17 protein-coding genes and 1 tRNA gene are annotated in these 21,640 nt (G+C 71.9%); 10 read left to right on the forward strand and 8 right to left on the reverse strand.

The features are described from left to right. Positions 1-8: 8 nt before the first annotated feature. Positions 9-881, reverse strand: coding sequence for a S1 family peptidase (locus tag BJY14_RS17490; RefSeq protein WP_179844591.1), 873 nt, complete (start codon positions 879-881; stop codon positions 9-11). Between the two features lie 243 nt (positions 882-1,124). Between BJY14_RS17490 and BJY14_RS17495 the strand changes: the two genes are divergently transcribed. Then, on the forward strand, positions 1,125-2,948 hold the full coding sequence (locus tag BJY14_RS17495; RefSeq protein WP_179844592.1) for a bifunctional metallophosphatase/5'-nucleotidase: 1,824 nt from the start codon (positions 1,125-1,127) through the stop codon (positions 2,946-2,948). On the opposite strand, the gene BJY14_RS17500 is transcribed toward BJY14_RS17495, so the two are convergent. After that, positions 2,945-3,901, reverse strand: coding sequence for a helix-turn-helix domain-containing protein (locus BJY14_RS17500; protein WP_179844593.1), 957 nt, complete (start codon positions 3,899-3,901; stop codon positions 2,945-2,947). The genes BJY14_RS17495 and BJY14_RS17500 overlap by 4 nt on opposite strands. Before the next feature lie 71 nt (positions 3,902-3,972). Between BJY14_RS17500 and BJY14_RS17505 the strand changes: the two genes are divergently transcribed. Further along, positions 3,973-5,397, forward strand: coding sequence for a pyridoxal phosphate-dependent decarboxylase family protein (locus BJY14_RS17505; protein WP_179844594.1), 1,425 nt, complete (start codon positions 3,973-3,975; stop codon positions 5,395-5,397). 103 nt (positions 5,398-5,500) lie between these two features. Then, positions 5,501-7,216, forward strand: a complete 1,716-nt coding sequence (locus BJY14_RS17510; protein ID WP_179844595.1) for a BCCT family transporter — start codon at positions 5,501-5,503, stop codon at positions 7,214-7,216. Positions 7,217-7,225: 9 nt separating this feature from the next. Here BJY14_RS17510 and BJY14_RS17515 read toward each other — a convergent pair whose 3' ends face one another. Together BJY14_RS17515 and BJY14_RS17520 are read right to left on the reverse strand one after the other, a co-directional pair. After that, entirely contained in the window at positions 7,226-8,050 is an 825-nt protein-coding gene (locus BJY14_RS17515; RefSeq protein ID WP_179844596.1) for an oxygenase MpaB family protein, read from the reverse strand. Positions 8,051-8,202: 152 nt separating this feature from the next. After that, complete coding sequence (locus BJY14_RS17520) at positions 8,203-8,934, reverse strand: isocitrate lyase/PEP mutase family protein (protein WP_179844597.1); 732 nt, start codon at positions 8,932-8,934, stop codon at positions 8,203-8,205. A 127-nt stretch (positions 8,935-9,061) separates the two neighbouring features. On the opposite strand from BJY14_RS17520, the gene BJY14_RS17525 reads away from it, so the two are divergent. From BJY14_RS17525 to BJY14_RS17540, 4 genes are all read left to right on the forward strand, one after another. Next, complete coding sequence (locus BJY14_RS17525) at positions 9,062-10,090, forward strand: alpha/beta hydrolase (protein ID WP_179844598.1); 1,029 nt, start codon at positions 9,062-9,064, stop codon at positions 10,088-10,090. A gap of 334 nt (positions 10,091-10,424) precedes the next feature. Beyond that, positions 10,425-12,836, forward strand: coding sequence for a M4 family metallopeptidase (locus BJY14_RS17530; RefSeq protein WP_312879278.1), 2,412 nt, complete (start codon positions 10,425-10,427; stop codon positions 12,834-12,836). A gap of 72 nt (positions 12,837-12,908) precedes the next feature. Beyond that, complete coding sequence (locus BJY14_RS17535; RefSeq protein WP_218905443.1) at positions 12,909-14,429, forward strand: M28 family peptidase; 1,521 nt, start codon at positions 12,909-12,911, stop codon at positions 14,427-14,429. A gap of 498 nt (positions 14,430-14,927) precedes the next feature. Further along, positions 14,928-15,140, forward strand: coding sequence for a DUF2277 domain-containing protein (locus BJY14_RS17540; RefSeq protein ID WP_179844599.1), 213 nt, complete (start codon positions 14,928-14,930; stop codon positions 15,138-15,140). On the opposite strand, the gene BJY14_RS17545 is transcribed toward BJY14_RS17540, so the two are convergent. Beyond that, positions 15,137-16,159, reverse strand: coding sequence for an aspartate-semialdehyde dehydrogenase (locus tag BJY14_RS17545; protein WP_179844600.1), 1,023 nt, complete (start codon positions 16,157-16,159; stop codon positions 15,137-15,139). The two genes, BJY14_RS17540 and BJY14_RS17545, sit on opposite strands and share 4 nt — an antisense overlap. Positions 16,160-16,256: 97 nt before the next feature. Further along, a complete protein-coding gene (locus BJY14_RS17550; protein WP_179844601.1) occupies positions 16,257-17,408 on the reverse strand; it encodes an acyl-CoA dehydrogenase family protein in 1,152 nt (383 codons plus the stop codon). A 138-nt stretch (positions 17,409-17,546) separates the two neighbouring features. On the opposite strand from BJY14_RS17550, the gene BJY14_RS17555 reads away from it, so the two are divergent. Further along, positions 17,547-17,861, forward strand: a complete 315-nt coding sequence (locus BJY14_RS17555; RefSeq protein WP_179844602.1) for a PspC domain-containing protein — start codon at positions 17,547-17,549, stop codon at positions 17,859-17,861. A 173-nt stretch (positions 17,862-18,034) separates the two neighbouring features. Here the strand turns inward: BJY14_RS17555 and BJY14_RS17560 are convergent, their stop codons facing one another. Further along, a complete protein-coding gene (locus BJY14_RS17560) occupies positions 18,035-19,363 on the reverse strand; it encodes an MFS transporter (RefSeq protein WP_179844603.1) in 1,329 nt (442 codons plus the stop codon). A gap of 95 nt (positions 19,364-19,458) precedes the next feature. Beyond that, positions 19,459-19,809 carry a metallopeptidase family protein gene (locus BJY14_RS17565; protein WP_218905445.1) on the reverse strand — a complete coding sequence of 117 codons (351 nt, stop codon included), beginning with the start codon at positions 19,807-19,809 and terminating at the stop codon, positions 19,459-19,461. 23 nt (positions 19,810-19,832) lie between these two features. Between BJY14_RS17565 and BJY14_RS47240 the strand changes: the two genes are divergently transcribed. Together BJY14_RS47240 and BJY14_RS17575 are read left to right on the forward strand one after the other, a co-directional pair. Further along, entirely contained in the window at positions 19,833-21,476 is a 1,644-nt protein-coding gene (locus BJY14_RS47240; protein ID WP_312879280.1) for a metallophosphoesterase family protein, read from the forward strand. A 71-nt stretch (positions 21,477-21,547) separates the two neighbouring features. Next, a tRNA-Glu gene (locus BJY14_RS17575) sits at positions 21,548-21,620 on the forward strand. Positions 21,621-21,640: the final 20 nt, after the last annotated feature.

The following is a 21,640-nucleotide window of genomic DNA, read 5'->3' on the forward strand; positions in this document are numbered from 1 at the left end:
GGGTGGGATCAGCCGATGACGCCGGCGATCCAGCGGTGGTAGTAGCCGACGCTGGTGTAGAGGTCGGGCGTCTCGCCGCAGACGTCGCCGACGCCGCGGGAGTCGACCCCGGTGATGACCCAGCGCCCCTTCACCTTGATCAGCAGCGGCGAGCCCGAGTCGCCGCCGCAGGGACCGCGGACGCCCTCGGGGTTGTCGGTGCAGATGTCGTGGTCGCGGTAGCCCCACGCGTCGTCGCCGTTCGCGTCCACCTGGCACTTCTCGGTGGCCGGCGAGATCACCTTCGTGTCGAGCTGCTGCAGTTGCACGGGCAGCTGACTCGGGTCGCTGTCAGTCGTGGAGGTGTAGCCCCATCCGATCTGCCGGACGGGCGTCCCCGGCGCGGGGATGGTCGTGGCCTGCCGGACGGGCGCCTGCGGCACCGCGGTGTCGAGGTGCAGGAGCGCGATGTCCTTCCCCTCGGAACGGTCGTCCAGGTACTGGTAGCCGGGGTGGACGACGATCCCCTTGAGCTTGGCGACGCTGCCGCCCTGCGTCCGGTCGCTGGACCCGACCCGGACGTGGAACAGCCCCGGATCCATCACCGAGTAGGGGGCACCGTTCTGGCCCGCCTGGGTCACGCAGTGGGCGGCGGTGACCACCCATTCCTTGTCGATCAGCCCGCCACCGCAGCGGTGCGAGTCGGGGTTGCCGTTCCGCTCGTACTCCAGGGAGGCCATGAACGGGTACGCCTGGTCGGCCGGCGTCCCGCCGATGATCTTCGGCGTGGGCGGCGGCTCGCCGGCGTGCGCCGCGGGCCCGGCGAGCGCGCCGCCCGCCAGCACCGCGCCGGCCGCCAGCGCCGCCGCGCGGGCGAGCCCGCCCCGGGTTCCCGTCGTCATCCTGTCGCGCGTCCGCAAGGACAGCTCCGATCGGTCGAGTTGATCTTGGCCCGAGGGACGCTACCGGCCGCGGCGGGCCGCTGTCCGCACGCCTCCGGCACAAGATCAAATAGCCCCAGGTCAGGCGTCGTGCACAAGGACTGCCAACGAATCCGCCCAAGGATCGGAGGATCTCGCCGAAAGCGATCGTGAGCTGCGCCTCTATCGTTCTGCCGTCCCCTCCGCCGAAGGAACGAGAGCGTCATGCAGAACAGCCCCAAGGCCCCCGAGCCGCGCTGGTGCTCGTGCCGCGTGCCCGACGTCAGCCGCAGGCAGGTCCTCGGCGGCCTCACCGCCGCGAGCGCGCTCGCCCTGGCCGGATGGCCCGGGTCCGCGCGGGCCGCGGCCCCCGGCCGCTCCGTGACGATCACCGTCATGGGCACGTCCGACCTGCACAGCCATGCCGTCGACTGGGACTACTACAAGGACGCCGAGTACACCGACGCCGGCGGCAACGTGGTCGGGCTGGCGCGCGTGTCCAGCCTGGTGAACCGGATCCGCGCCGCCCGCGGGCGCGACCGCACCCTGCTCTTCGACGCGGGCGACACCGTCCAGGGCACCCCGCTCGGCTTCTACTACGCCTCCGTCGAGCCGATCACGACGACGGGCGGGATCCACCCGATGGCGCGGCAGATGAACGCCGTCGGCTACGACGCCGTGGCCCTCGGCAACCACGAGTTCAACTACGGCCTCCCGTTCCTGAACCGGTGGATCGAGCAGATGGACGCGCCGGTGCTCGCCGCCAACGCCGTCCGCGCGGGCACCCGCCGCCCCGCCTACCGGCCGTACATGATCAAGACGATGCGGGTGCACGGCTTCCCGCCGATCCGCGTCGGGCTGCTCGGCCTCACCAACCCGGGCGTGGCGATCTGGGACAAGGCGAATGTCTCCGGCAAGCTCGACTTCCTGGACCTGGTGGAGACGGCGCGGCGCTGGGTGCCGGTCATCCGCGCGAAGGGCGCCGACGTCGTCGTCGTCAGCGCCCACTCCGGCGACAGCGGCACCTCGTCCTACGGCGACGCCCTGCCCGTCGAGAACGCCGCCGCCCTGGTCGCCGAGCAGGTCCCGGGCATCGACGCCATCCTGTTCGGGCACGCGCACCTGGAGATCCCCGAGCGGTTCGTCACCAACAAGGCCACCGGCCGGACGGTCGTGATGAGCGAGCCGAAGTGCTGGGGCCAGCGCCTGTCGGTCTTCGACCTCACCCTCGTCCACGAGCGGGGCCGCTGGAAGGTCACCGGCAAGTCGGCGACGACCGTGAACAGCAACACGGTCGAGGAGGACCCCGCGCTCGTCGCCCTCGTCAAGGAGCAGCACGACGCGGTGGTCGCCTACGTCAACGAGGAGGTCGCCACCTCCACCGAGGAGATGTCGGCGGCGGAGTCGTGCTGGAAGGACACCGCGATCCTGGACTACGTCCACCAGGTGCAGACCGCGAAGGTCAGGGAGGCGGTCGCGGGCACCGAGAACGCGTCCCTGCCGGTCGTCTCGATCGCCGCGCCCTTCAGCCGCGCCGCGACCTTCCCCGCCGGCAAGGTCACGATCCGCGACATCGCGGGCCTCTACATCTACGACAACACGCTGCTGGCGAGCATCCTGACGGGCTCCCAGATCAGGGCGTACCTGGAGTACTCGGCCCGGTACTTCAAGCAGGTCGACCCCGGCGCCCCCGTCGACCCGGCCTCGTGGACGAACGCGAACAACCGTCCCGACTACAACTACGACCAGTTCTCCGGCGTCACCTACGACGTCGACATCGCCAAGCCCGAGGGCTCGCGCATCACCGGCCTCGCCTACGACGGCACGCCCGTCGCCGACGACCAGAAGTTCGTCGTCGCGGTCAACAACTACCGCCAGTCGGGCGGCGGCGGCTTCCCCCACATCGCCACCGCCCCGGTCGTCTACAACGCCCAGGTGGCGATCCGCGAGGCGATCGTCGAGTACGCGTCCGCCGCGGGCACCATCGACCCCGCGACGTTCCACGTCGAGAACTGGAAGCTCGTCCGAAACGGCGCTCCAGTCTTCTAACTCCGGGTCGCGCCGTCGGGGGCGAAGGCGCGGCGGTAGGCGGTCGGGGGGACGCCCACCGCCCGGGTGAAGTGGTGGCGGAGGTTGGCCGGGCTGCCGAGGCCGGAGCGCTCGGCGATCTCGCCGACGGGCAGGGACGTGGTCTCCAGGAGCTCGCGCGCGTGGTCGATGCGGATGCCGCGCAGCCAGGCCATGGGGGTCGTGCCGGTCGCGGCGTGGAAGCGGCGGATCAGCGTGCGGGTGGTGACGTTGGCGCGGCTCGCCAGGGCGGCGACGGTGAGCGGCTCGTGCAGGCGCCCGCGCGCCCAGTCGAGGAGCGGGCCCAGTTCGTCAGCGTCGGCCAGGGGGACGGCCGCGTCGATGTACTGGGCCTGGCCGCCGGGACGGTGCGCGGGCATCACGAGGCGCTTGGCCAGGGCGCTCGCGACGGCGGCGCCGTGGTCGTTGCGGACGACGTGCAGGCACAGGTCGAGCCCCGCGGCGGTGCCCGCGCTGGTCAGGACGTCGCCGTCGTCGATGTAGAGGACGGACGCGTCCACCAGGACCTCCGGGTAGCGGGCGGCCAGCTGGCCCGCGTGCATCCAGTGGGTGGTCGCCGGGCGACCGTCCAGGAGGCCCGCGGCGGCGAGGACGAACGCCCCCGTGCACAGCGAGACGATGCGGGCGCCGTTGCCGTGCGCGGCGCGGACGGCGTCGACCAGGTCCGGCGGCTGCTCGTCGACGACGCTCGCGCAGGCGGGGACCACGACGGTGTCGGCTTCGGCGAGGGCGTCGAGACCGTACTCCGCCTGCGGGGCGAACCCGGCGGTGGTGCGGGTGCCGGGGGCGGCGCAGAGGCGGAAGTCGTACCAGGAGTCGGCGAGCCCGGGGCGCTCGTACCCGAACACCTCGCACGGGATCGCCAGCTCGAAGATCGGCACTCCTTCGGTGACCGCGACGGCGAGCGTGTGCATGTCACTAATTTAGCGATGACGGTCACTTCTGCCACTTGGGGCGGGGACCGGGGCGCGCCAGGCTCGGACGCATGGACGACTTCCCCTCTGGACGAGCCTCCTTCGACCCGCCTCCGGAGGCGGCCGAGCGCGTGTGGCGGCAGGTCGTCGACCTGCTGCGGGACGAGCGCGAGCGGACCGCCGGCCGGGACGTGAGCGCGCCCGTGGACGTGGACGGGCTGCGAGCGGCGGTCGGCGCGTACGACTTCGCCCGTCCCGTCGCCGCCCGCGAGGCGGTCGACGGGGTCGCGGAGCTGCTGCGGGCGGCCACCGTCCACACCACGCATCCCCGCTACTTCGGGCTGTTCAACCCGGCGCCGACCCTGATGGGCGTGGTCGGAGAGACGCTCGCGGCGGCGTTCAACCCGCAGCTCGCCGCGTGGTCGCACGCGCCCGCCGCCGCGGAGATCGAGGCGCACCTGCTGCGCTTCCTCGGCGGTCGGCTCGGCCACCCGCCGGAACGGGTCGCCGGGTCGTTCACGAGCGGCGGCGCCGAGGCGAACCTGACGGCCGTGCTCCTGGCGCTCACCAGGACCTGGCCCGAGTACGGCGAGAAGGGGCTGCGCGCGCTGCCCGGCCGTCCGCTCCTGTACGCGTCGGCCGAGAGCCACCTGGCCTGGCTGAAGATCGCGCACGCCACCGGCATCGGCCGGGAGGCCGTCCGCCTCGTCCGGGCCGGGCCCGGGCTGCGGATGGAGGCCGCGCGGCTGGCGGAACTGGTCGCCGCCGACCGCGCACGCGGCGACCTGCCGTTCCTCGTCGTCGCGACGGCCGGCACGACCGGCGCCGGAGTGATCGACCCGCTGCACGACCTGGCCGGCCTCTGCCAGGACCACGGGCTCCGCCTGCACGTGGACGCCGCCTACGGGGGCGCGGCCGCCCTGTCGGACCGGCTGCGCCCCGTCCTGGACGGCATCGAGCGCGCCGACTCGATCACGCTCGACGCGCACAAGTGGCTGAGCGTCCCGATGGGCGCGGGCGCGCTGCTCACCACCGACGCGGAGGGCCTCGCGGAGACCTTCAGGGTCACCACGTCCTACATGCCGGACGAGATCCAGGGCACCGTCGACCCCTACACGTCGAGCCAGCAGTGGTCGCGCCGGTTCATGGGCCTGAAGCTGTTCCTCAGCCTCGCCGTCGCGGGCCGCGCGGGCTACGCCGAGCAGCTCGAACGCGACGCCGGCCTGGCGGACGCGCTGCGCGAGGGGCTCGCCGCGACGGGCTGGAAGATCGTCAACGACACCCCGCTCCCCGTCGTCTGCTTCGCCGACCCCGGCGACGGAACGTGGGAGCGCCACGAGGCGCTCGCCCGCGCGGTGGTGGAGAGCGGGCGCGCGTGGATCAGCCCCGTCCGGCTGGACGGGCGCGCCGCCCTGCGCGCCTGCGTCATCAGCCACCGCACCGCGCTCGCGGACGTCGAGGACCTCGTCGACGCGGTGAACAAGGCGCGCACCTGACGTCCGGCGGCCGGGACGCGGGGTTCCCCGAGCCGAAAGATTTTGCGAACGGATCGCCGCGCCGCGTAGCTGCACGGTGAACTTCCGGGCAGGACACCGGGCTATGGAGAGGATCGAGCCCGAGCCCGGCGAGCGGGACGAGTACCCCGGCACCGAGCCCGTCAGCCTCGTCAAGCGCGGGCGCCCCCGTACCGACTGGATCGTCTACGGCGTCGCGGCCGTGCTGTCGGCCTCGTTCGTGATCTGGGGCGGGGCCGACACCGGCGGCCTCAGCTCGGCCGCGGAGGCGATGCTGGACTGGCTGCTGACGAACCTCGGCTGGCTGTTCGTCCTCGCCGCCACCGGCTTCGTGATCTTCTCGCTGTGGCTGGCGTTCAGCCGGTACGGGCGCATCCCCCTCGGCCGGGAGGGGGACGAGCCGGAGTTCCGCACCGTCTCGTGGGTCGCGATGATGTTCAGCGCGGGGATGGGCATCGGGCTGATGTTCTTCGGCGTGGCCGAGCCGCTCACCCACTTCGTCGAGCCGCCGCCCGGCACCGACCCGCCGCAGAGCGAGGCCGCGATCGAGACGGCCATGGCGACCACGATGTTCCACTGGACGCTGCACCCGTGGTCCATATACGCCGTGCTCGGCCTCGCGATCGGGTACAGCCACTACCGCCGGGGGCGCAGCCAGCTGATCAGCTCGGCGTTCTTCCCGCTGCTCGGCCGCCGCGCCGACGGCCCGGCGGGCAAGGTCATCGACATCCTCGCGCTGTTCGCCACCCTGTTCGGCTCGGCCGCCTCGCTCGGCATCGGCGCGCTGCAGATCAGGACCGGGATGCAGGAGGCGGGCTGGATCTCCTCGCTCGGCACCACCGTCCTCGTGCTGATCATCGTGGTGCTGACGGTCTGCTTCGTGGTGTCGGCGGTGTCGGGCGTCGCGCGCGGCATCCAGTGGCTGTCCAACACCAACATGGTGCTGGCCGTCGTGCTCGCCGTGTTCGTGTTCGTGGCCGGTCCGACCGTGTTCGTCCTGGAGCTGCTGCCCACCTCGCTCGGCGTCTACCTCCAGGACTTCGGGCAGATGGCGTCCCGGTCCGGCGCGACCGGCGGCGCGCAGATGGAGGCGTTCCTGTCCAGCTGGACGATCTTCTACTGGGCGTGGTGGATCTCCTGGGCGCCGTTCGTCGGGATGTTCCTGGCCCGGATCAGCCGCGGCCGCACCATCCGGCAGTTCGTCGGCGGCGTCATCCTCGTACCGAGCGCGGTCAGCGTGGTCTGGTTCGCGATCTTCGGCGGGACGGCCATCGACCAGCAGCGCAAAGGCCTGAACCCGTTCGGGAACGGCACCGAGGAGCAGATCACTTTCAACGTCCTCGGCCACCTGCCCTGGGTGGCGGTGACCGCGGTCGTCGTCATGGTGCTCGTGGCGATCTTCTTCGTGTCCGGCGCGGACGCCGCGTCGATCGTCATGGGCACGCTGTCGCAGCGCGGCTCGACCTCCCCGTCCCGCTGGGTCGTGATCTTCTGGGGCGCGATGACCGGCGGGGTCGCCGCGATCATGCTGGTGATCGGCGGGGACCGGGCCCTGAACGGCATCCAGAACATCACGTTCATCGGCGCGCTGCCGTTCGCGATCGTGCTGATCCTGCTGTGCGTCGCGCTGGCGAAGGACGTGCGCTCCGACCCGATGATGCGCCGCCAGCACAAGGGCGCCGAGGTCCTGGAGGACGCCGTCATCGCCGGGGTCATCCGCCACAAGGGCGACTTCGAACTCCAGATCAGGCCGTCCGCTCCGCAGAGCGCCGCCGGGGACGCGGAGGACCCGTCCCGCTGAGGACCCCGGTCACACGATCGGGCGCCCGGTCCTGATGCGGCGGCGGACGTCGCGGAGGTAGAGGTTGAAGGGGAACTCGCGGGCCGGGCGGGGCAGGGCCCGGTTGCCCGCCGCCAGCACGCGGACGAAGCGGTCGAAGCGCGCCTGGTCGCGGGGCGTCCACGGGAGGCCGAGCTCGTCGCGGAACGGCTCGGGCAGGAAGCCGAGCGTCAGGAAGCGGTGGAACCGGCCGAACGTCCAGTGGACGGGGGCGGGCAGGAACCGCATCCCGGCGAGGTCGCGCAGGTAGCCGCGGGTGACGTCGTCCATCTCGATCTTCGACAGGCCCGCCCGCCAGTAGTCCTCGAAGGCGTCCCGGTCGGGCGGCCACATGTCCTCGGTGACCTGCAGCGTGGTGCCGAAGCGGGCGCCGTGCCGGTACAGGTCGGCGGCCTGGTCCGGCGACGGCCTCCCGTACAGCGTCGTGTAGATCATCTCGATGCCCACGTAGAGGCACGCGGCGACCCACAGCTGGAGTTCGCGGTCGAACGCGTTGTAGGCGACGGGCTCCTTCGCGCGGACGTGCCGGTGCGCGCGGTTCACCTCGCGGCGCATCGCCTCGCGCTCGGTCTCGGTGCCGAGCATGGCGACGGCGATGTAGCTGAGCGTGGTGCGGGCGCGCTTGAGCGGATGCCTGTCGACGCGGCCGCTGTCGACCGTGCTCTCGGCGACGCCGTGCCCGATCGGGAGACGGGAGAGCTGCATGACGACGTTGGCCGCAGCGGCGGCCAGGGCCACCCCGCTGATCGAGTCCAGGACGATCTTCGGCGGCGTGCCCTCAACGGTCGCGGTCATGCCGGCCCCACCTCCGTACGGGCTCGCGCCTGCGCCCACGATTGATACAACGAGTCGAATTTCGTCTCACTGTGCCATCGTAAGTGCGCACTTGCAAGGCGGGCCCGCACGGAGGCCGGGGTCAGGCGACCCCTGCCGCGCGGCCGACCAGGTCAGGCGTAGGGGTTCTCCTTCGCCAGGACGCGGCCCGCGAACTCCTTCAGCGAGTCCAGGGCGCGCAGGTACGGCATCGGGCCGTAGGAGACGCGAGCGACGCCCATCTCCGCCAGCTCCGCGAGCGAGGTGCCCGGGAAGTTGTTCGCGTTGACCGGGCCCGGAATCCCCTTGACCAGGGCCGGGACGGCGTCCGGCGGCGCCGTGATCGGGTACACGCAGTCGGCGCCGGCCTCCAGGTACAGCCGGCCCCGCGCGATCGCGTCCTCGACCGGGTCCGGGACCTTGGCGACGAACACGTCGGCCCGGGCGTTGATCACCAGGGCGTCCCCGGCCGCCTCCCGGACGGCCGCGATGTACTCCGCCTGGGCCTCCGGCGCGGCCAGTTCCCCGGCATAGGTGTCCTCCAGGTTGCAGCCGGCCGCTCCGATGGCCAGCAGCCGCTCGACCAGCTCACCGGGCCGCAGCCCGTACCCCGCCTCGGCGTCCACGGTGACGGGGACGGTCGCAGCGCGGATCACGCGTCCCGCGGCGGCGAACATCTCCTCCACGGGCGCGCCCTCGTGGTCGGGGTAGCCGAGCATGGCGGCCACGGCGGCGCTCGCGGTGGCGAGCGCCGGGAACCCGGCCTCCTGGACGATCTTCGCGCTCCCCGCGTCCCAGACGTTGGGCAGCAGCAGCGGGTCACCCGGGCGGTGCAGGTCCCTCAGGAGTGCGGCGTTGTCGGTCATCTTCGTCTCCTTCCTTCGACAGTAGGAACGGAGGACCGGGCCGCGGTGTGACACCCGGCCCGGCGGCCCCGTCCCGGCCATGGGTTAGCGTCGAGCTGATCATCCGCTTGCGACGAGGGAGTACGCGATGCAGCCGTGGTCCGCCGATCTCGCCGGCCGCCTCGAAGAGCACGTCGTCGGCAGCGAGCTGCTGCGCGGCAACCCGCTGGACGACCCGCACGAACGGCCGGTACTGGTGTACGTACCGCCCGGCTACGACGACGAACCGGACCGCCGCTACCCCAGCGTCTACGTGATCACCGGGTTCACCGGGCACGTCGGGATCTGGCGCAACCGGATGCCGTACCGGCGGCCGTTCCCCGAGACCGCCGACGCGGTGTTCGCCTCCGGGGAGGCCCCGCCCGCGATCGTGGTGTTCGTGGACGCCTGGACGGCTCACGGCGGCAGCCAGTTCGTCGACTCCCCCGGCACGGGCCGCTACCACTCCTACATCTGCGACGAGATCGTCCCGTGGGTGGACGGCCACTACCGGACGCTCGACGCGCCCGGGCACCGGGCGATCAGCGGCAAGTCCAGCGGCGGCTACGGCGCGATGATCACGCCGATGCTCCGTCCCGACCTGTTCGGCGCGCTCGCCACGCACGCCGGCGACGCCCTGTTCGAGTACTGCTACCTGACCGAGTTCCCCAAGTGCGTCCGGCACCTGCGCAAGTACGACGGCGACATCGGGCGCTGGTGGGACGACTTCAGGAGCCGCACCTCCTTCACCAAGCCCGAGGACATGGAGCTGCTCAACATCCTCGGCATGGCGCTGTGCTACTCCGCGCGCGAGGACGGCACGGCCGAGCTGCCGTTCGACCCGGTCACCGGCGTGCTCCGCCCGGAGGTGTGGGACCGCTGGCTCGCCTGGGACCCGGTGCGGATGGTCCCGGAGCACGCCGAGGCGATGCGCTCGCAGCGGGCGATCTGGATCGACGGCGGCACGCGCGACGAGTGGTACCTCGACATCGGCGCGCAGGCGTTCCACCGGGCGCTGCTCGACGCCGGCGTCGCCGAGGACGCGATCCACTTCGAGCTGTTCGACGCCGGCCACGGCGGCATCGACTACCGCTACCCCCTGGCGCTGTCCTGGCTCTGCCACCGCATCGCCCCCTGATCCCCACCCGGGCGGGCCGGGCGTCTCAACGCGCGCGCCGCCCCCGTGGTTCCCTGCCGGACGGGCCGGGCCGATCCATCGGCCCGGCCCGTCCGCGCTGCTCCGCCACGGAATTCCATTGGTTTCAGCGACACATTCCACAGAATTGAAAATCCAGAACTAAATGGATTTATTGACACCTTTCTCGAACCAGGGTGCACTTCGGGTCAGCTCATCCGGATGAGTCCCCCATCCAAACCCCCCGCCGGGCGGGCGGCGGTACCTGGAGCGCTCTTACAAGGGCCTCCGCGTGCCCACCCCCTCCGCCCGTCCGGCACGTGGAAGGAGCACCCCCGTGAGACACCAGACCGCGATCGGGGCGGCGGCCTTGTCCGTCGGCCTCGCCGTGGCGATGTCCTCGCCCGCCTCAGGTGCGACACCCCGCACCGCCCCCGCGGCACCGGCCAGGCCGGACCCCCGCACCGTCGCCGCCGCCTCGGCCGACCGCCTGGTCGCGGCGAAGCCCGCCGCGTTCAAGAAGGCCCCCAAGGACAGGATCGTCCGGCGCGGGGTCACCTCGGGCCTGCGCGGCCTCCAGTACGTGGCCTACGAGCGCACCTACGACGGCCTGCCCGTCTACGGCGGTGACTTCGTCGTCACCACCAACGCGAGCGGCGGCGTGCTGAGCACCTCCGTCGACCAGACCCGCACGCTCGACGTGTCGACCAAGGCGTCGGTCGGCGCGGCGCAGGCCGCCGAGACCTCGCGCACCCGCGTGTCCAAGGTCGAGACCGCCTCCACGCCCCGCCTGACGGTGCTCGCCGAAGGCACGGGACGCCTCGTCTACGAGACCGTCGTCAGCGGCACCCAGAAGAAGGCCCCGACGAAGCTGCACGTGTTCGTCGACGCCAGGTCCGGCAAGGTCGTCAAGACCTACGACGAGGTCCGGGACGCGGCCGACGACCGCAGCTACTACCACGGCACCGTCGACCTCAGCACCGCCGCCACGTCCATGACCGACCCGCAGCGCTCCGGCATCCGGTGCGGCGGCCAGAACGGCTCCGCCTACACCGGCACCGACAGCGCCTGGGGCAGCGGCAGCGGCACGGACCTGGAGACCGCCTGCGTCGACGCCCTCTACGCGGTCCAGAAGGAATGGGACATGCTGGGCTCCTGGCTCGGCCGCAACGGCATCAACGGCAGCGGCGGCGGCTTCCCGCTCCGCGTCGGCCTGAACGACGTCAACGCCTACTGGAACGGCAGCTACACCAACTTCGGCCACAACCAGGCCGGCACCAAGCAGGCCACCTCGGTCGACGTCGTCGGCCACGAGAACGGCCACGCCGTCTTCACCACCACGCCCGGCGGCGACAGCGGCGGCAGCGGCAACGAGAAGGGGGGCATGAACGAGTCGGCCGGCGACATCTTCGGCGCGCTGACCGAGCACTACATGAACGAGCCCTCCACCCTCGACCCGCCGGACTACCTGGTCGGCGAGGAGGTCGACCTCGTCGGCCAGGGCCCGATCCGCAACATGTACAACCCGTCGGCGCTCGGCGACCCGAACTGCTACTCGTCCTCGATCCCGAGCACCGAGGTGCACGCGGCGGCCGGCCCGCAGAACCACTGGTTCTACCTGCTCGCGGAGGGCTCGAACCCGAGCAACGGCAACCCGACCAGCCCGACCTGCAACAGCTCCACCGTCACCGGCATCGGCATCCAGAAGGCCGGCCAGATCTTCATGGGCGGCCTGAACCGCAAGGTGACGAGCTGGAGCCACGCCCGCGCCCGCGTCGAGACGATCAACGCGGCGCTGCAACTGTTCCCCGGCTCGGCCACCGAGTGCAACGCGGTGAAGGCCGCGTGGAGCGCGATCAACGTCCCCGCGCAGAGCGGCGAGGCGTCCTGCGGCACCCAGCAGAACGACTTCTCGGTCACGCTGAGCCCCGGCTCGGGCAGCGCCCAGGCGGGCGGGACGGCGACCGCCACGGTCGCCACCCAGACCACCGGCGGCACCGCCCAGCAGGTCTCGCTGTCGGCGACGAGCAGCCCGTCCGGCCCGACCGCGTCGTTCTCCCCGGCCACGATCACCTCGGGCCAGTCGTCCACGATGACCGTCACCGTCCCGGCCGGGACCGCTGACGGCACCTACAAGCTGACCGTTCTCGCCGACGGCGCGTCCGTCGACCGCACGGCCACCTACACGCTGACCGTCGGGCAGGGCCAGCCCGGCACCGTCTACTCCGACGACCTCGAGTCCGGGACGGGCTGGACGACCAACCCGAACGGCACCGACACCGCCACCGCGGGCCGCTGGGAGCGCGGCACCCCGCAGCCGACGAGCTACTCCGGCACCAGCCTCCAGCTCGCCGCCGCGGGCGGCAGCGGCGCCCTCGTGACGGGCGCGGCCGCCGGAACCGACGCCGGGACCTACGACCTCGACGGCGGCGTCAGCAGCGTCCAGTCCCCGGCGATCAGCCTGCCGAGCGGCACCCTGTCGCTGAAGTTCTCCTGGAACTTCGCCTACCTCAACAACAGCTCGACCGACGACTACCTGCGCGTCCGCGTCGTCGGCGCGAACGGGTCGAGCACCGTGCTGAACCAGAGCGGCGCCGCGGCCAACAAGGCCGGGGCGTGGCAGACGGCGACGTACGACCTGTCGGCCTACGCCGGCCAGTCGGTCCGCATCCTCGTCGAGGCGGCCGACAACGGCACCGCCAGCCTCGTCGAGGCCGGCATCGACAACGTCTCCGTCACCAAGGCCTGACCGCCCCCCGCCCGCGGCCCGTGACGGGGCCCGCTCCCCCGTCGCGGGCCGCGCCCCTACCTGGAGGAACGCATGAGATCGCGCATGATCGCGGCCTTGGGCGCGGCGGCCCTCGCGGCGTCGGCCCTGCTCGCCCCCTCGGGCGCGGCGGCAGCGCCCGCCACGCTGGCCGCCCCCGACATCCCGCTCGCGAACGTCAAGGCGCACCTGTCCCAGCTGCAGAGCATCGCCACCGCCAACGGCGGCAACCGCGCCCACGGCCGCACCGGCTTCCGCGCCTCGATCGACTACGTGAAGGGCAAGCTGGACGCCGCCGGCTACCAGACGAGCGTCCAGTCGTTCACCTACAACGGCTCCACCGGCTACAACCTCATCGCCGACTGGCCCGGCGGCGACACGAACAACGTCCTCATGACCGGCGCGCACCTCGACAGCGTCACGGCCGGGCCCGGCATCAACGACAACGGCTCCGGCTCCGCCGCGAACCTGGAGGTCGCCCTCGCCGTCGCCCGCGAGAGGTACGCGCCCAAGCGGCACCTGCGGTTCGGCTGGTGGGGCGCCGAGGAGCTCGGCCTCGTCGGCTCGACCAACTACGTCAACAACCTCCCCTCCACCGAGCGGTCGAAGATCAAGGGCTATCTGAACTTCGACATGGTCGGCTCCCCCAACCCCGGCTACTTCGCCTACGACGGCGACGGCTCCAGCGGCAGCGGCGGCCCCGCCGGATCCGCCGAGATCGAGCAGACGCTGCGCGCCCACTTCCAGTCGATCAACGTGCCCGTCCAGGACACCGCGTTCGACGGCCGCTCCGACTACGGGCCGTTCATCCGGTACGGGATCGCCGCCGGCGGCCTGTTCACCGGCGCCGAGGGACGCAAGACGACCCAGCAGGCGCAGCTGTGGGGCGGCCAGGCCGGCGTCGCGTTCGACCGCTGCTACCACTCGTCGTGCGACACCACGTCCAACATCGACGACACGGCGCTCGACCGCAACGCCGACGCCATCGCCCACGCCGTCTGGACGCTCGGCGGCGACGGCGGCACCACGGAGCCCCCCGGCGACACCGTCTTCTCCGACGACCTCGAATCGGGCACCGGCTGGACCGCGAACCCGAACGGCACCGACACCGCCACCGCGGGCGCCTTCGAGCGCGGCACCCCGCAGCCGACCAGCTACTCCGGCACCAGCCTCCAGCTCGCCGCCGCGGGCGGCAGCGGCGCCCTCGTGACGGGCGCGGCCGCCGGAACCGACGCCGGGACCAACGACCTCGACGGCGGCACCACCACCGTCCAGTCGCCCGCGATCGCGCTGCCGGCCGGCTCGAAGACGCTGTCGTTCTCCTGGTACCTCGCCCACCTCAACAACAGCTCCACCGACGACTACCTGCGGGTGCGGGTCGTCGGGCCGAACGGCTCCACGACCGTCCTCAACCAGGCGGGCGCGGCGTCCAACCGGGCCGGCTCCTGGCAGACGCAGACCGCGGACGTCTCCGCCTACGCCGGCCAGACCGTCCGCATCATCGCCGAAGCCGCCGACAACGGCACCGGCAGCCTCGTCGAGGCCGGCCTCGACAACCTCAAGATCACCAAGTAGCCGCAGGCCAGGGGCCGGTTTCAGAGTTTTGCACGGCCCCGTTCACACAACTGAAAATCCAGTGGCGGATGGATCCGTTGACACCCTCCCACCCGCCGCGATCAACTCGTGAACAGCCCGACCCCCACCCCCAGGGCCGTTCACCAGCGAGACGGGGCCCGCCCCCCGCCCGAGAACGCCCCTCTTGGCCACATGCCAAGAGGGGCGTTTTCGTGCTTATTGCAGTGCCCTCCTCCTTCGGGCCTGGCGGCCCTCCATCGTCGGGCACTGCGGGCGATCGCCGGCATCGCTCCGACTCGCCTTGCGGCTCGCTTCGCGATCAGGTTCTCGCACGCTCGAACCTGCCTTCGGACGCGATCGCAACCCTTCAGGTCGTTGCGGGGTTGCGGCAGGGGCTGAGGTCAGCCCCGGCAACGGTGTCGGCCCCGGGTCTGCTCCTGCGGATGGGGGCGCTTCGGTCTGGTGCGGGTTGTCGGTGGGGGCGGGCATGCTGGACACATGTGCAGAAGTATCAAGACGCTTCGTCCGCCTTACTCCGATGACGTCACCGATGAGGACGTGCGGGCGGCGGCGCTCCAGTATGTGCGGAAGATCTCCGGGTTCCGGGCGCCCGCCTCGCACAACGCGGAGGCGTTCGACCGGGCCGTCGAGGAGATCGCGCGGAGCACCGCCGCCCTACTCGAGACGCTGGAGGTGCGGGGGCGCCGTTAGGCCTCGGCGGCGACCAGTTCGGCGATCTGGACGGTGTTGAGGGCCGCGCCCTTGCGGAGGTTGTCTCCGGAGCAGAAGAGGGCGAGGCCGTTCTCGACGGTCTCGTCGCGGCGGATGCGGCCCACGTAGGTGGGGTCCTGGCCGGCGGCCTGCAGCGGCGTCGGGACGTCCGAGAGGACGACGCCGGGCGCGCCCGCCAGCAGCTCGCTGGCGCGCTCGGGGCTGAGCGGGCGCTCGAAGCGGGCGTTGACCTGGAGGGAGTGCCCGGTGAAGACGGGGACGCGCACGCAGGTGCCCGACACCTTCAGGTCCGGCAGCTCCAGGATCTTGCGGCTCTCGTTGCGGAGCTTCTGCTCCTCGTCGGTCTCGGCGCGGCCGTCGTCGACGATCGAGCCCGCCATGGGGAGCACGTTGAACGCGATCGGGCTCACGTAGACCGACGGCTCGGGGAACTCCACGGCCGTCCCGGAATGGGTGAGCCGGTCGGCGGTCTGGACGGTCTTGGCCGCCTGGTCGTGCAGCTCGGCGACGCCCGCGAGGCCGCTGCCGGAGACGGCCTGGTAGGTGGAGACGACGAGGGCGGTCAGCCCGGCCTCGGCGTGCAGGGGGCGCAGCACCGGCATCGCGGCCATCGTGGTGCAGTTCGGGTTGGCGATGATGCCCTTGGGGCGCTGCGTCGCGGCGTGCGGGTTGACCTCGGCGACGACCAGCGGGACGTCCGGGTCCATGCGCCAGCCCGAGGAGTTGTCGATCACGACGGCTCCGGCGGCGGCGACCTTCGGGGCCAGTTCCCTGGACGTGGTCTTGCCCGCGGAGAACAGCACGATGTCGAGGCCGGTGTAGTCGGCGGCCGTCGCGTCCTCGACGGTGATCTCGGTGCCGTTCCACGGGAGCCTGCGGCCCGCGGAGCGCGCCGAGGCGAAGAGCCGCAGCTCGTCGACCGGAAATCCCCGTTCGGCCAGGATCTCGAGCATCTTGGCCCCGACCTGTCCGGTGGCCCCGACGATGCCGACTCTCATGCCGCTCCCTTGTGTAGATCGCTTGACCGGGCGAGTCTGCCCAGGTCGGATGCAGGACGTCCAGTGAATAACCCTACGCGCAGCGTTCAAGCAACGCTTAACGGAAGGCGTCCAGCCCGGTGACGGCCTTCCCCAGGGTCAGCAGGTGAACCTCCTGGGTGCCCTCGTAGGTCAGGACGCTCTCCAGATTGTTCATGTGCCGGATGACCGGGTATTCGAGCGTGATCCCGTTGGCGCCGAGGACGGTCCGGGCCTCGCGGGCGACGTCCAGCGCGGCGCGGACGTTCGCGAGCTTGCCGAACGAGACCTGCTGCGGGGTCGCGTTCCCCTCGTCCTTGAGCCGCCCGACGTGCAGAGCGACGAGGCCTGCCTGGCCGAGGGCGACCTCCATCCAGGCGAGCTTCTCCTGGGTGAGCTGGAACGACCCGATCGGCTTGCCGAACTGCTCGCGGGTCTTGGCGTAGTCGACGGCCGCCTCGTAGCAGGACCGTCCGGCGCCGACGGCGCCCCACAGGATCCCGTAGCGGGCTTCGGAGAGGCAGCCGAGCGGGCCCTTCAGGCCTTTCACGCCGGGCAGCATCGCCGACTCCGGCAGCCGCACGCCGTCCAGCACCAGCTCGGAGGTGACCGACGCCCGCAGGGACAGCTTCCGGTGGATGTCGCTCGCCGTGAACCCGGGGGTGCCCTTGGGGACGAGGAAGCCGCGGATCCCGTCGTCGGTGCGCGCCCACACCACCGCGACGTCGGCGATCGACCCGTTGGTGATCCACATCTTGGCGCCGTCCAGCACCCAGCCGGAGCCGTCCCGGACGGCGCGGGTGAGCATGCCGCCGGGGTCGGAGCCGCGGTCGGGCTCGGTCAGCCCGAAGCAGCCGATCGCCTCCCCGGCGGCCATCCTCGGCAGCCACTCGTTCTTCTGGTCCTCCGACCCGTACTTGTGGATCGCCGCCATCGCCAGCGACCCCTGGACGGACACGAAGCTGCGCAGCCCCGAGTCGGCCGCCTCCAGCTCCCGGCACGCGACCCCGTAGGCGACGGCGCTCGTCCCGGCGCAGCCGTAGCCCTCCAGGTGCATGCCGAGCAGTCCCAGTTTGCCCAGCTCGGGGGCCAGTTCGCGCGCGGGGAACGTCCCGTCCTCGAACCAGCCCGCCAGGTGCGGCGTCACCTTCTCCGCCACGAAGGCGCGCACGGTGTCGCGGACCATCCGCTCCTCGTCGGTGAGCCGGTCGTCCACGCGCAGCACGTCCATGCGGGGTCTCCTCCGTCGGGGGCCGTCCGCGACGAGGGTACGTCGGAGACCCGACCCTGACCGGGCAGGGGTCCGATCAGGGATGAATCAGGGCGAATCCGGATGTCAGAGTTACCTTCGGGTGGGCATGATCGAGGCATGGACATGGACAAGACCACGGGCAAGCAGCTCCGCCGCACGCACGAGGGACGCATGATCGCCGGCGTGTGCTCCGGTGCCGGCCGGTTCCTCGGCGTCGATCCCAACCTCCTGCGGCTCGGCCTGGCCGTCTTCACGCTCTTCGGCGGGGCGGGCGTCGCGCTCTACGCGATCGCGTGGCTCCTCATCCCCGAGGAGGGCGCGCAGAAGTCGGTCGCCGAGGACCTGTTCAAGAAGGCGAGCGACTCACCGACCGTCCAGGACGCGGTGCGGAAGGGCAAGGACGCCGTCAACAAGAACCGCACCCACGCCTAGGCTGTGTTTCAAAGTCCCGGCCCACTTCGCTCGCCTCGCGGCTCGCTACGTGACCGGGCCTTGGCGAACGCGGCATCGCTTCGCGATCTGCCCGGCTCCGCTCGCCTCCGGCTTCGCTCCACCGGCCAGGTCACGCGTTCGCGCGCTTGACCGGAGCCACTTCGAGACAGGCCCTAGGACGCGGGGATGCCGGACAGTTCGTCGCCGCCCCCGGAGGAGGGGGTGACGACGACGGGTTCGACGTGCTCGCGGGACCCGGCGATGACGCCTCCGCGAACCTGGTTCCAGCCCAGGGTCAGGATGGCGGCGGCCGACAGGCCGAGGACGCCGGAGAGCGCCACCACGGTCTCCGGCCCCAGCACCTGGGCCGCGGCGCCGCCGACGAGGATGCCGACGCCCTGCCCTGCGAGGATGCCGGACTGGGCGAGCCCGAACGCCTGCCCCCGCCCCGACGCCGGCACCGCGCCCACGAACGCGGTGTTGGCGGCGAGCTGGTAGGCGCCGCCGACGCCCGACAGCGCCCACAGCGCGACGACGCACCACAGCGGCGGATGCGCGCCCGCGCCGATCAGCGGCAGGCACGCCAGCATCGACATCCACCCCATGACGTGCAGCCGGCTCGCCGGGCGGACGAACCGGCTGAACAGCAGCGAGCCCACCACCATCCCCGCCGGCATCGCCGCCAGCAGCAGCCCGGCCGTCACCGCGCCGCCCCCGAACGTCGCCGCGTACGGGACGGCCAGGCCTTCGGGGATCACGTAGAACGCGCACAGCCACGCGAACAGCACCAGCGACCGCAGCACCGGATCGCCGAACACGAGCCGCACGCCGTCGCGCGTGCCGCGCCACAGCCCGAGCGACTGGAGCTCCCTGCGCCGCTGCGCGGGCCGCCGCCGCAGCCCGCCGATCAGCACGACGGCGGACGCGCCGAACGTCAGCGCGTCCAGCCCGAGCGCCTCGTAGGTCCCGACGACGGCGACGGCCGCGCCGCCCACGAGGAAGCCCAGCACCTGCGTGATCTGCTGGGTGACGTTCGCGATCGCCGACCCCGCCACATACCTGTCGCCTTCCAGCACGTCCGGCATGACGGCGGCGCGGGCGGCGGAGAACGGCGTCCCCAGGAGCACCGTGAGGAACACCAGCCCCGCGAGGCCCGCGACCGGCATCGGCACGAGCGCCATCACCGCCACCAGCCCGGCCCGCAGGACGTCGCAGACGACCATGACCGTGCGGCGCGGGAAGAGGTCGGCCAGCCCGGACAGCACGGGCCCGCCCACGATCGGCGGCAGGTAGGTCAGCGCGTACATCAGCGCCGTGAGCAGCGTCGACCTGGTGTGGTCGTACACGAGCACGGCGAGCGCGACCTGCGCGAGCTGGTCGCCGACGAACGACAGGGCCTGCGCGAGCCAGAGGGCGCGGAACTCACCCACCGCGAACACCTCGCGGTAGGTCGCCTGCTCATCCGGCGGTCGACGATGCCGGCCGGTCTGCCTTCCCGCCACGCACGCTCCAGTTCAGCCCGCCCGGTGCCGGGCGCCCTCCCCTATTAACTCACGCTGCGTGGCAGTTGCGTGACCTACAGTGCGCATTTCCCGAATCAGTATCCGAGTTCGTGCAGCCGCTCGTCGTCGATCCCGAAGTGGTGCGCGATCTCGTGTACGACTGTTATCCGGACTTCTTCCACCACGTCCTCCGCGGTGTCGCAGATACGGAGGATCTCGTGGCGGTAGATCGAAATGTGATCGGGCAGGACGGCCCCGTACCAGTCGCCCCGCTCGGTGAGGGGGATGCCCTGGTACAGGCCGAGAAGGCCGCGCTCCGGCGCATCGTCCTCCACGACGATGACGACATTGCGCATGTGGGCGGTGAGCTCGGGCGGCACACTGTCGAGAGCCTCCGCCACGAGGTCCTCGAACGCCTCTCGCGACAACTCCATCACACCGATCATTCTGCTCGACAGAAGGGGAACACGTGCCCAAGGTCCGCGCCGCGTCGACCCAGGCTCTCGCCGCCGTGCGCGCACAGGCCGCGCGCGTCCGCGCCGCCTGCTCGCCGGTCACCCGCCGCGCCCGGCCCGCCCTCGAAAGCCGCTGGACGCGGTTCTCCCTCGTCATCGTCGTCGGGCTCGCCGGAGGCTATCTCGGCCTCCTCGCCGGCGGCAGCTACGTCACCCCCGTCGGCCCCGCGGACGTCCAGCTCACCCTGCACCCGTCCCTGCACGGCGGGACGGTCCTGAAGCTGCCCCCGCTCGGCTCCCTCCGGCTCGACACCCACGGGGGGCCCGTCTCCCTGGAGGCGCGCCTCACCGACCTGCGCCCCGACCAGGCCAAGCAGCTGATCGAGGACGAGACCGAACTCGACCGGCTCACCGACCAGATCGGCGGCCAGCTCCGGCACGGCCTCTCCGAGCTCCTCCTGCGCGCCGTCCTCATCGGCCTCGCCACGAGCTTCCTCGCGTCCCTCGTCCTGTTCCGCTCCTGGCGGCGCGCACTGCTCGGGCTGGGCTCCGCGGCCGCGGGCCTCGTCGCCCTCACCCTCGTCACCTGGGGGACGTTCAACCCCCAGTCCATCGCCGAGCCCCGCTACACCGGCCTGCTCGCCAACGCCCCGCAGGTCGTCGGCGACGCCCGCAGCATCGTCGAGCGCTTCTCCGCCTACCGCGCCCAGCTCGCCCGCCTCGTCGGCAACATCTCCGAGCTGTACGCCACCACCTCCACCCTCCCCACCTACGAGCCCGACCCGTCCACCATCCGCGTCCTGCACGTCTCCGACATCCACCTCAACCCCGCCGCCTGGAACGTGATCAAGTCCGTCAGCACCCAGTTCAAGGTGGACGTCATCATCGACAGCGGCGACCTGATGGACCACGGCAGCAAGCCCGAGGACAAGTTCGCCGACGAGATCTCCGGCCTGAAGGTCCCCTACGTCTACGTCCGCGGCAACCACGACTCCAAGGAGACCCAGAAGGCCGTCGCGCGGGAGAAGAACGCCATCGTCCTGGACGGCGGCGGGACCCGCGAGGTCGCGGGCCTGCGCGTCTACGGCCTCGGCGACCCCCGCTTCACCCCCGACAAGAGCACCCGAGACGACTACGTCGGCGCCGACCAGCTCCGCGCCGAGGGCCTCCGGCACGCCGACGAACTCCGCAAGGCGGGCAAACTCCCCGACCTCGTCGTCACCCACGACCCCTCCGAGGGCGAGGGCTTCTCCGGTGTCGCCCCCATGGTCCTCGCGGGCCACACCCACGCCCGCTCGACCAAGCTCCTGCCGACCGGCACCCGCCTGTTCGTCCAGGGCTCCACCGGCGGCGCCGGCCTGCGCGGCCTCGAACACGAGGAGCCCACCCCGATCGAGCTGTCCGTCCTCTACTTCAGCCGTGCCAGCCACCGCCTCCAGGGCTGGGACGACCTCCGGCTCGGAGGCCTCGGCCTCACCTCCGCGCAGATCGAACGCCACCTCGAACCCGCCCCGGACCGCGCCCTCAGGCCCCAGCCCCCGGCCGCGTCCCCGCCCGCGTCCCCGACGTCCCCGTTCCCCTCGGAGTTCCCGTCCGACTGGCCGTCCCGCACCCCGTCCCCGACCGTCACGCCGTCCCGCACCCCCTCTCCGGGGTAACCGTTTGCACGCCGCCCCGCCACGTCCTCTAGACTTGGCGAGTCGAGTGGCGACCATGTCCGCCACCACGGGCCCCCTTCGTCTAGCGGCCTAGGACGCCGCCCTTTCAAGGCGGTAGCGCCGGTTCGAATCCGGTAGGGGGTACACGACCGAAAGACGGAGAG

Origin of the sequence: Actinomadura luteofluorescens (genome assembly GCF_013409365.1) — a bacterium.
Lineage (GTDB): Bacteria > Actinomycetota > Actinomycetes > Streptosporangiales > Streptosporangiaceae > Spirillospora > Spirillospora luteofluorescens.

Excerpts from the sequence above, each read along its gene's own strand:
- BJY14_RS17495 (WP_179844592.1), top strand. The coding sequence starts at position 1,125 with ATGCAGAACAGCCCCAAGGCCCCCGAGCCGCGCTGGTGCTCGTGCCGC.
- BJY14_RS17515 (WP_179844596.1), bottom strand. The coding sequence starts at position 8,050 with ATGACCGCGACCGTTGAGGGCACGCCGCCGAAGATCGTCCTGGACTCG.
- BJY14_RS17490 (WP_179844591.1), bottom strand. The coding sequence starts at position 881 with ATGACGACGGGAACCCGGGGCGGGCTCGCCCGCGCGGCGGCGCTGGCG.
- BJY14_RS17550 (WP_179844601.1), bottom strand. The coding sequence starts at position 17,408 with ATGGACGTGCTGCGCGTGGACGACCGGCTCACCGACGAGGAGCGGATG.
- BJY14_RS17545 (WP_179844600.1), bottom strand. The coding sequence starts at position 16,159 with ATGAGAGTCGGCATCGTCGGGGCCACCGGACAGGTCGGGGCCAAGATG.
- BJY14_RS17520 (WP_179844597.1), bottom strand. The coding sequence starts at position 8,934 with ATGACCGACAACGCCGCACTCCTGAGGGACCTGCACCGCCCGGGTGAC.
- BJY14_RS17500 (WP_179844593.1), bottom strand. The coding sequence starts at position 3,901 with ATGCACACGCTCGCCGTCGCGGTCACCGAAGGAGTGCCGATCTTCGAG.
- BJY14_RS17540 (WP_179844599.1), top strand. The coding sequence starts at position 14,928 with ATGTGCAGAAGTATCAAGACGCTTCGTCCGCCTTACTCCGATGACGTC.
- BJY14_RS17525 (WP_179844598.1), top strand. The coding sequence starts at position 9,062 with ATGCAGCCGTGGTCCGCCGATCTCGCCGGCCGCCTCGAAGAGCACGTC.
- BJY14_RS17555 (WP_179844602.1), top strand. The coding sequence starts at position 17,547 with ATGGACATGGACAAGACCACGGGCAAGCAGCTCCGCCGCACGCACGAG.
- BJY14_RS17535 (WP_218905443.1), top strand. The coding sequence starts at position 12,909 with ATGAGATCGCGCATGATCGCGGCCTTGGGCGCGGCGGCCCTCGCGGCG.
- BJY14_RS17505 (WP_179844594.1), top strand. The coding sequence starts at position 3,973 with ATGGACGACTTCCCCTCTGGACGAGCCTCCTTCGACCCGCCTCCGGAG.
- BJY14_RS17510 (WP_179844595.1), top strand. The coding sequence starts at position 5,501 with ATGGAGAGGATCGAGCCCGAGCCCGGCGAGCGGGACGAGTACCCCGGC.
- BJY14_RS17565 (WP_218905445.1), bottom strand. The coding sequence starts at position 19,809 with ATGATCGGTGTGATGGAGTTGTCGCGAGAGGCGTTCGAGGACCTCGTG.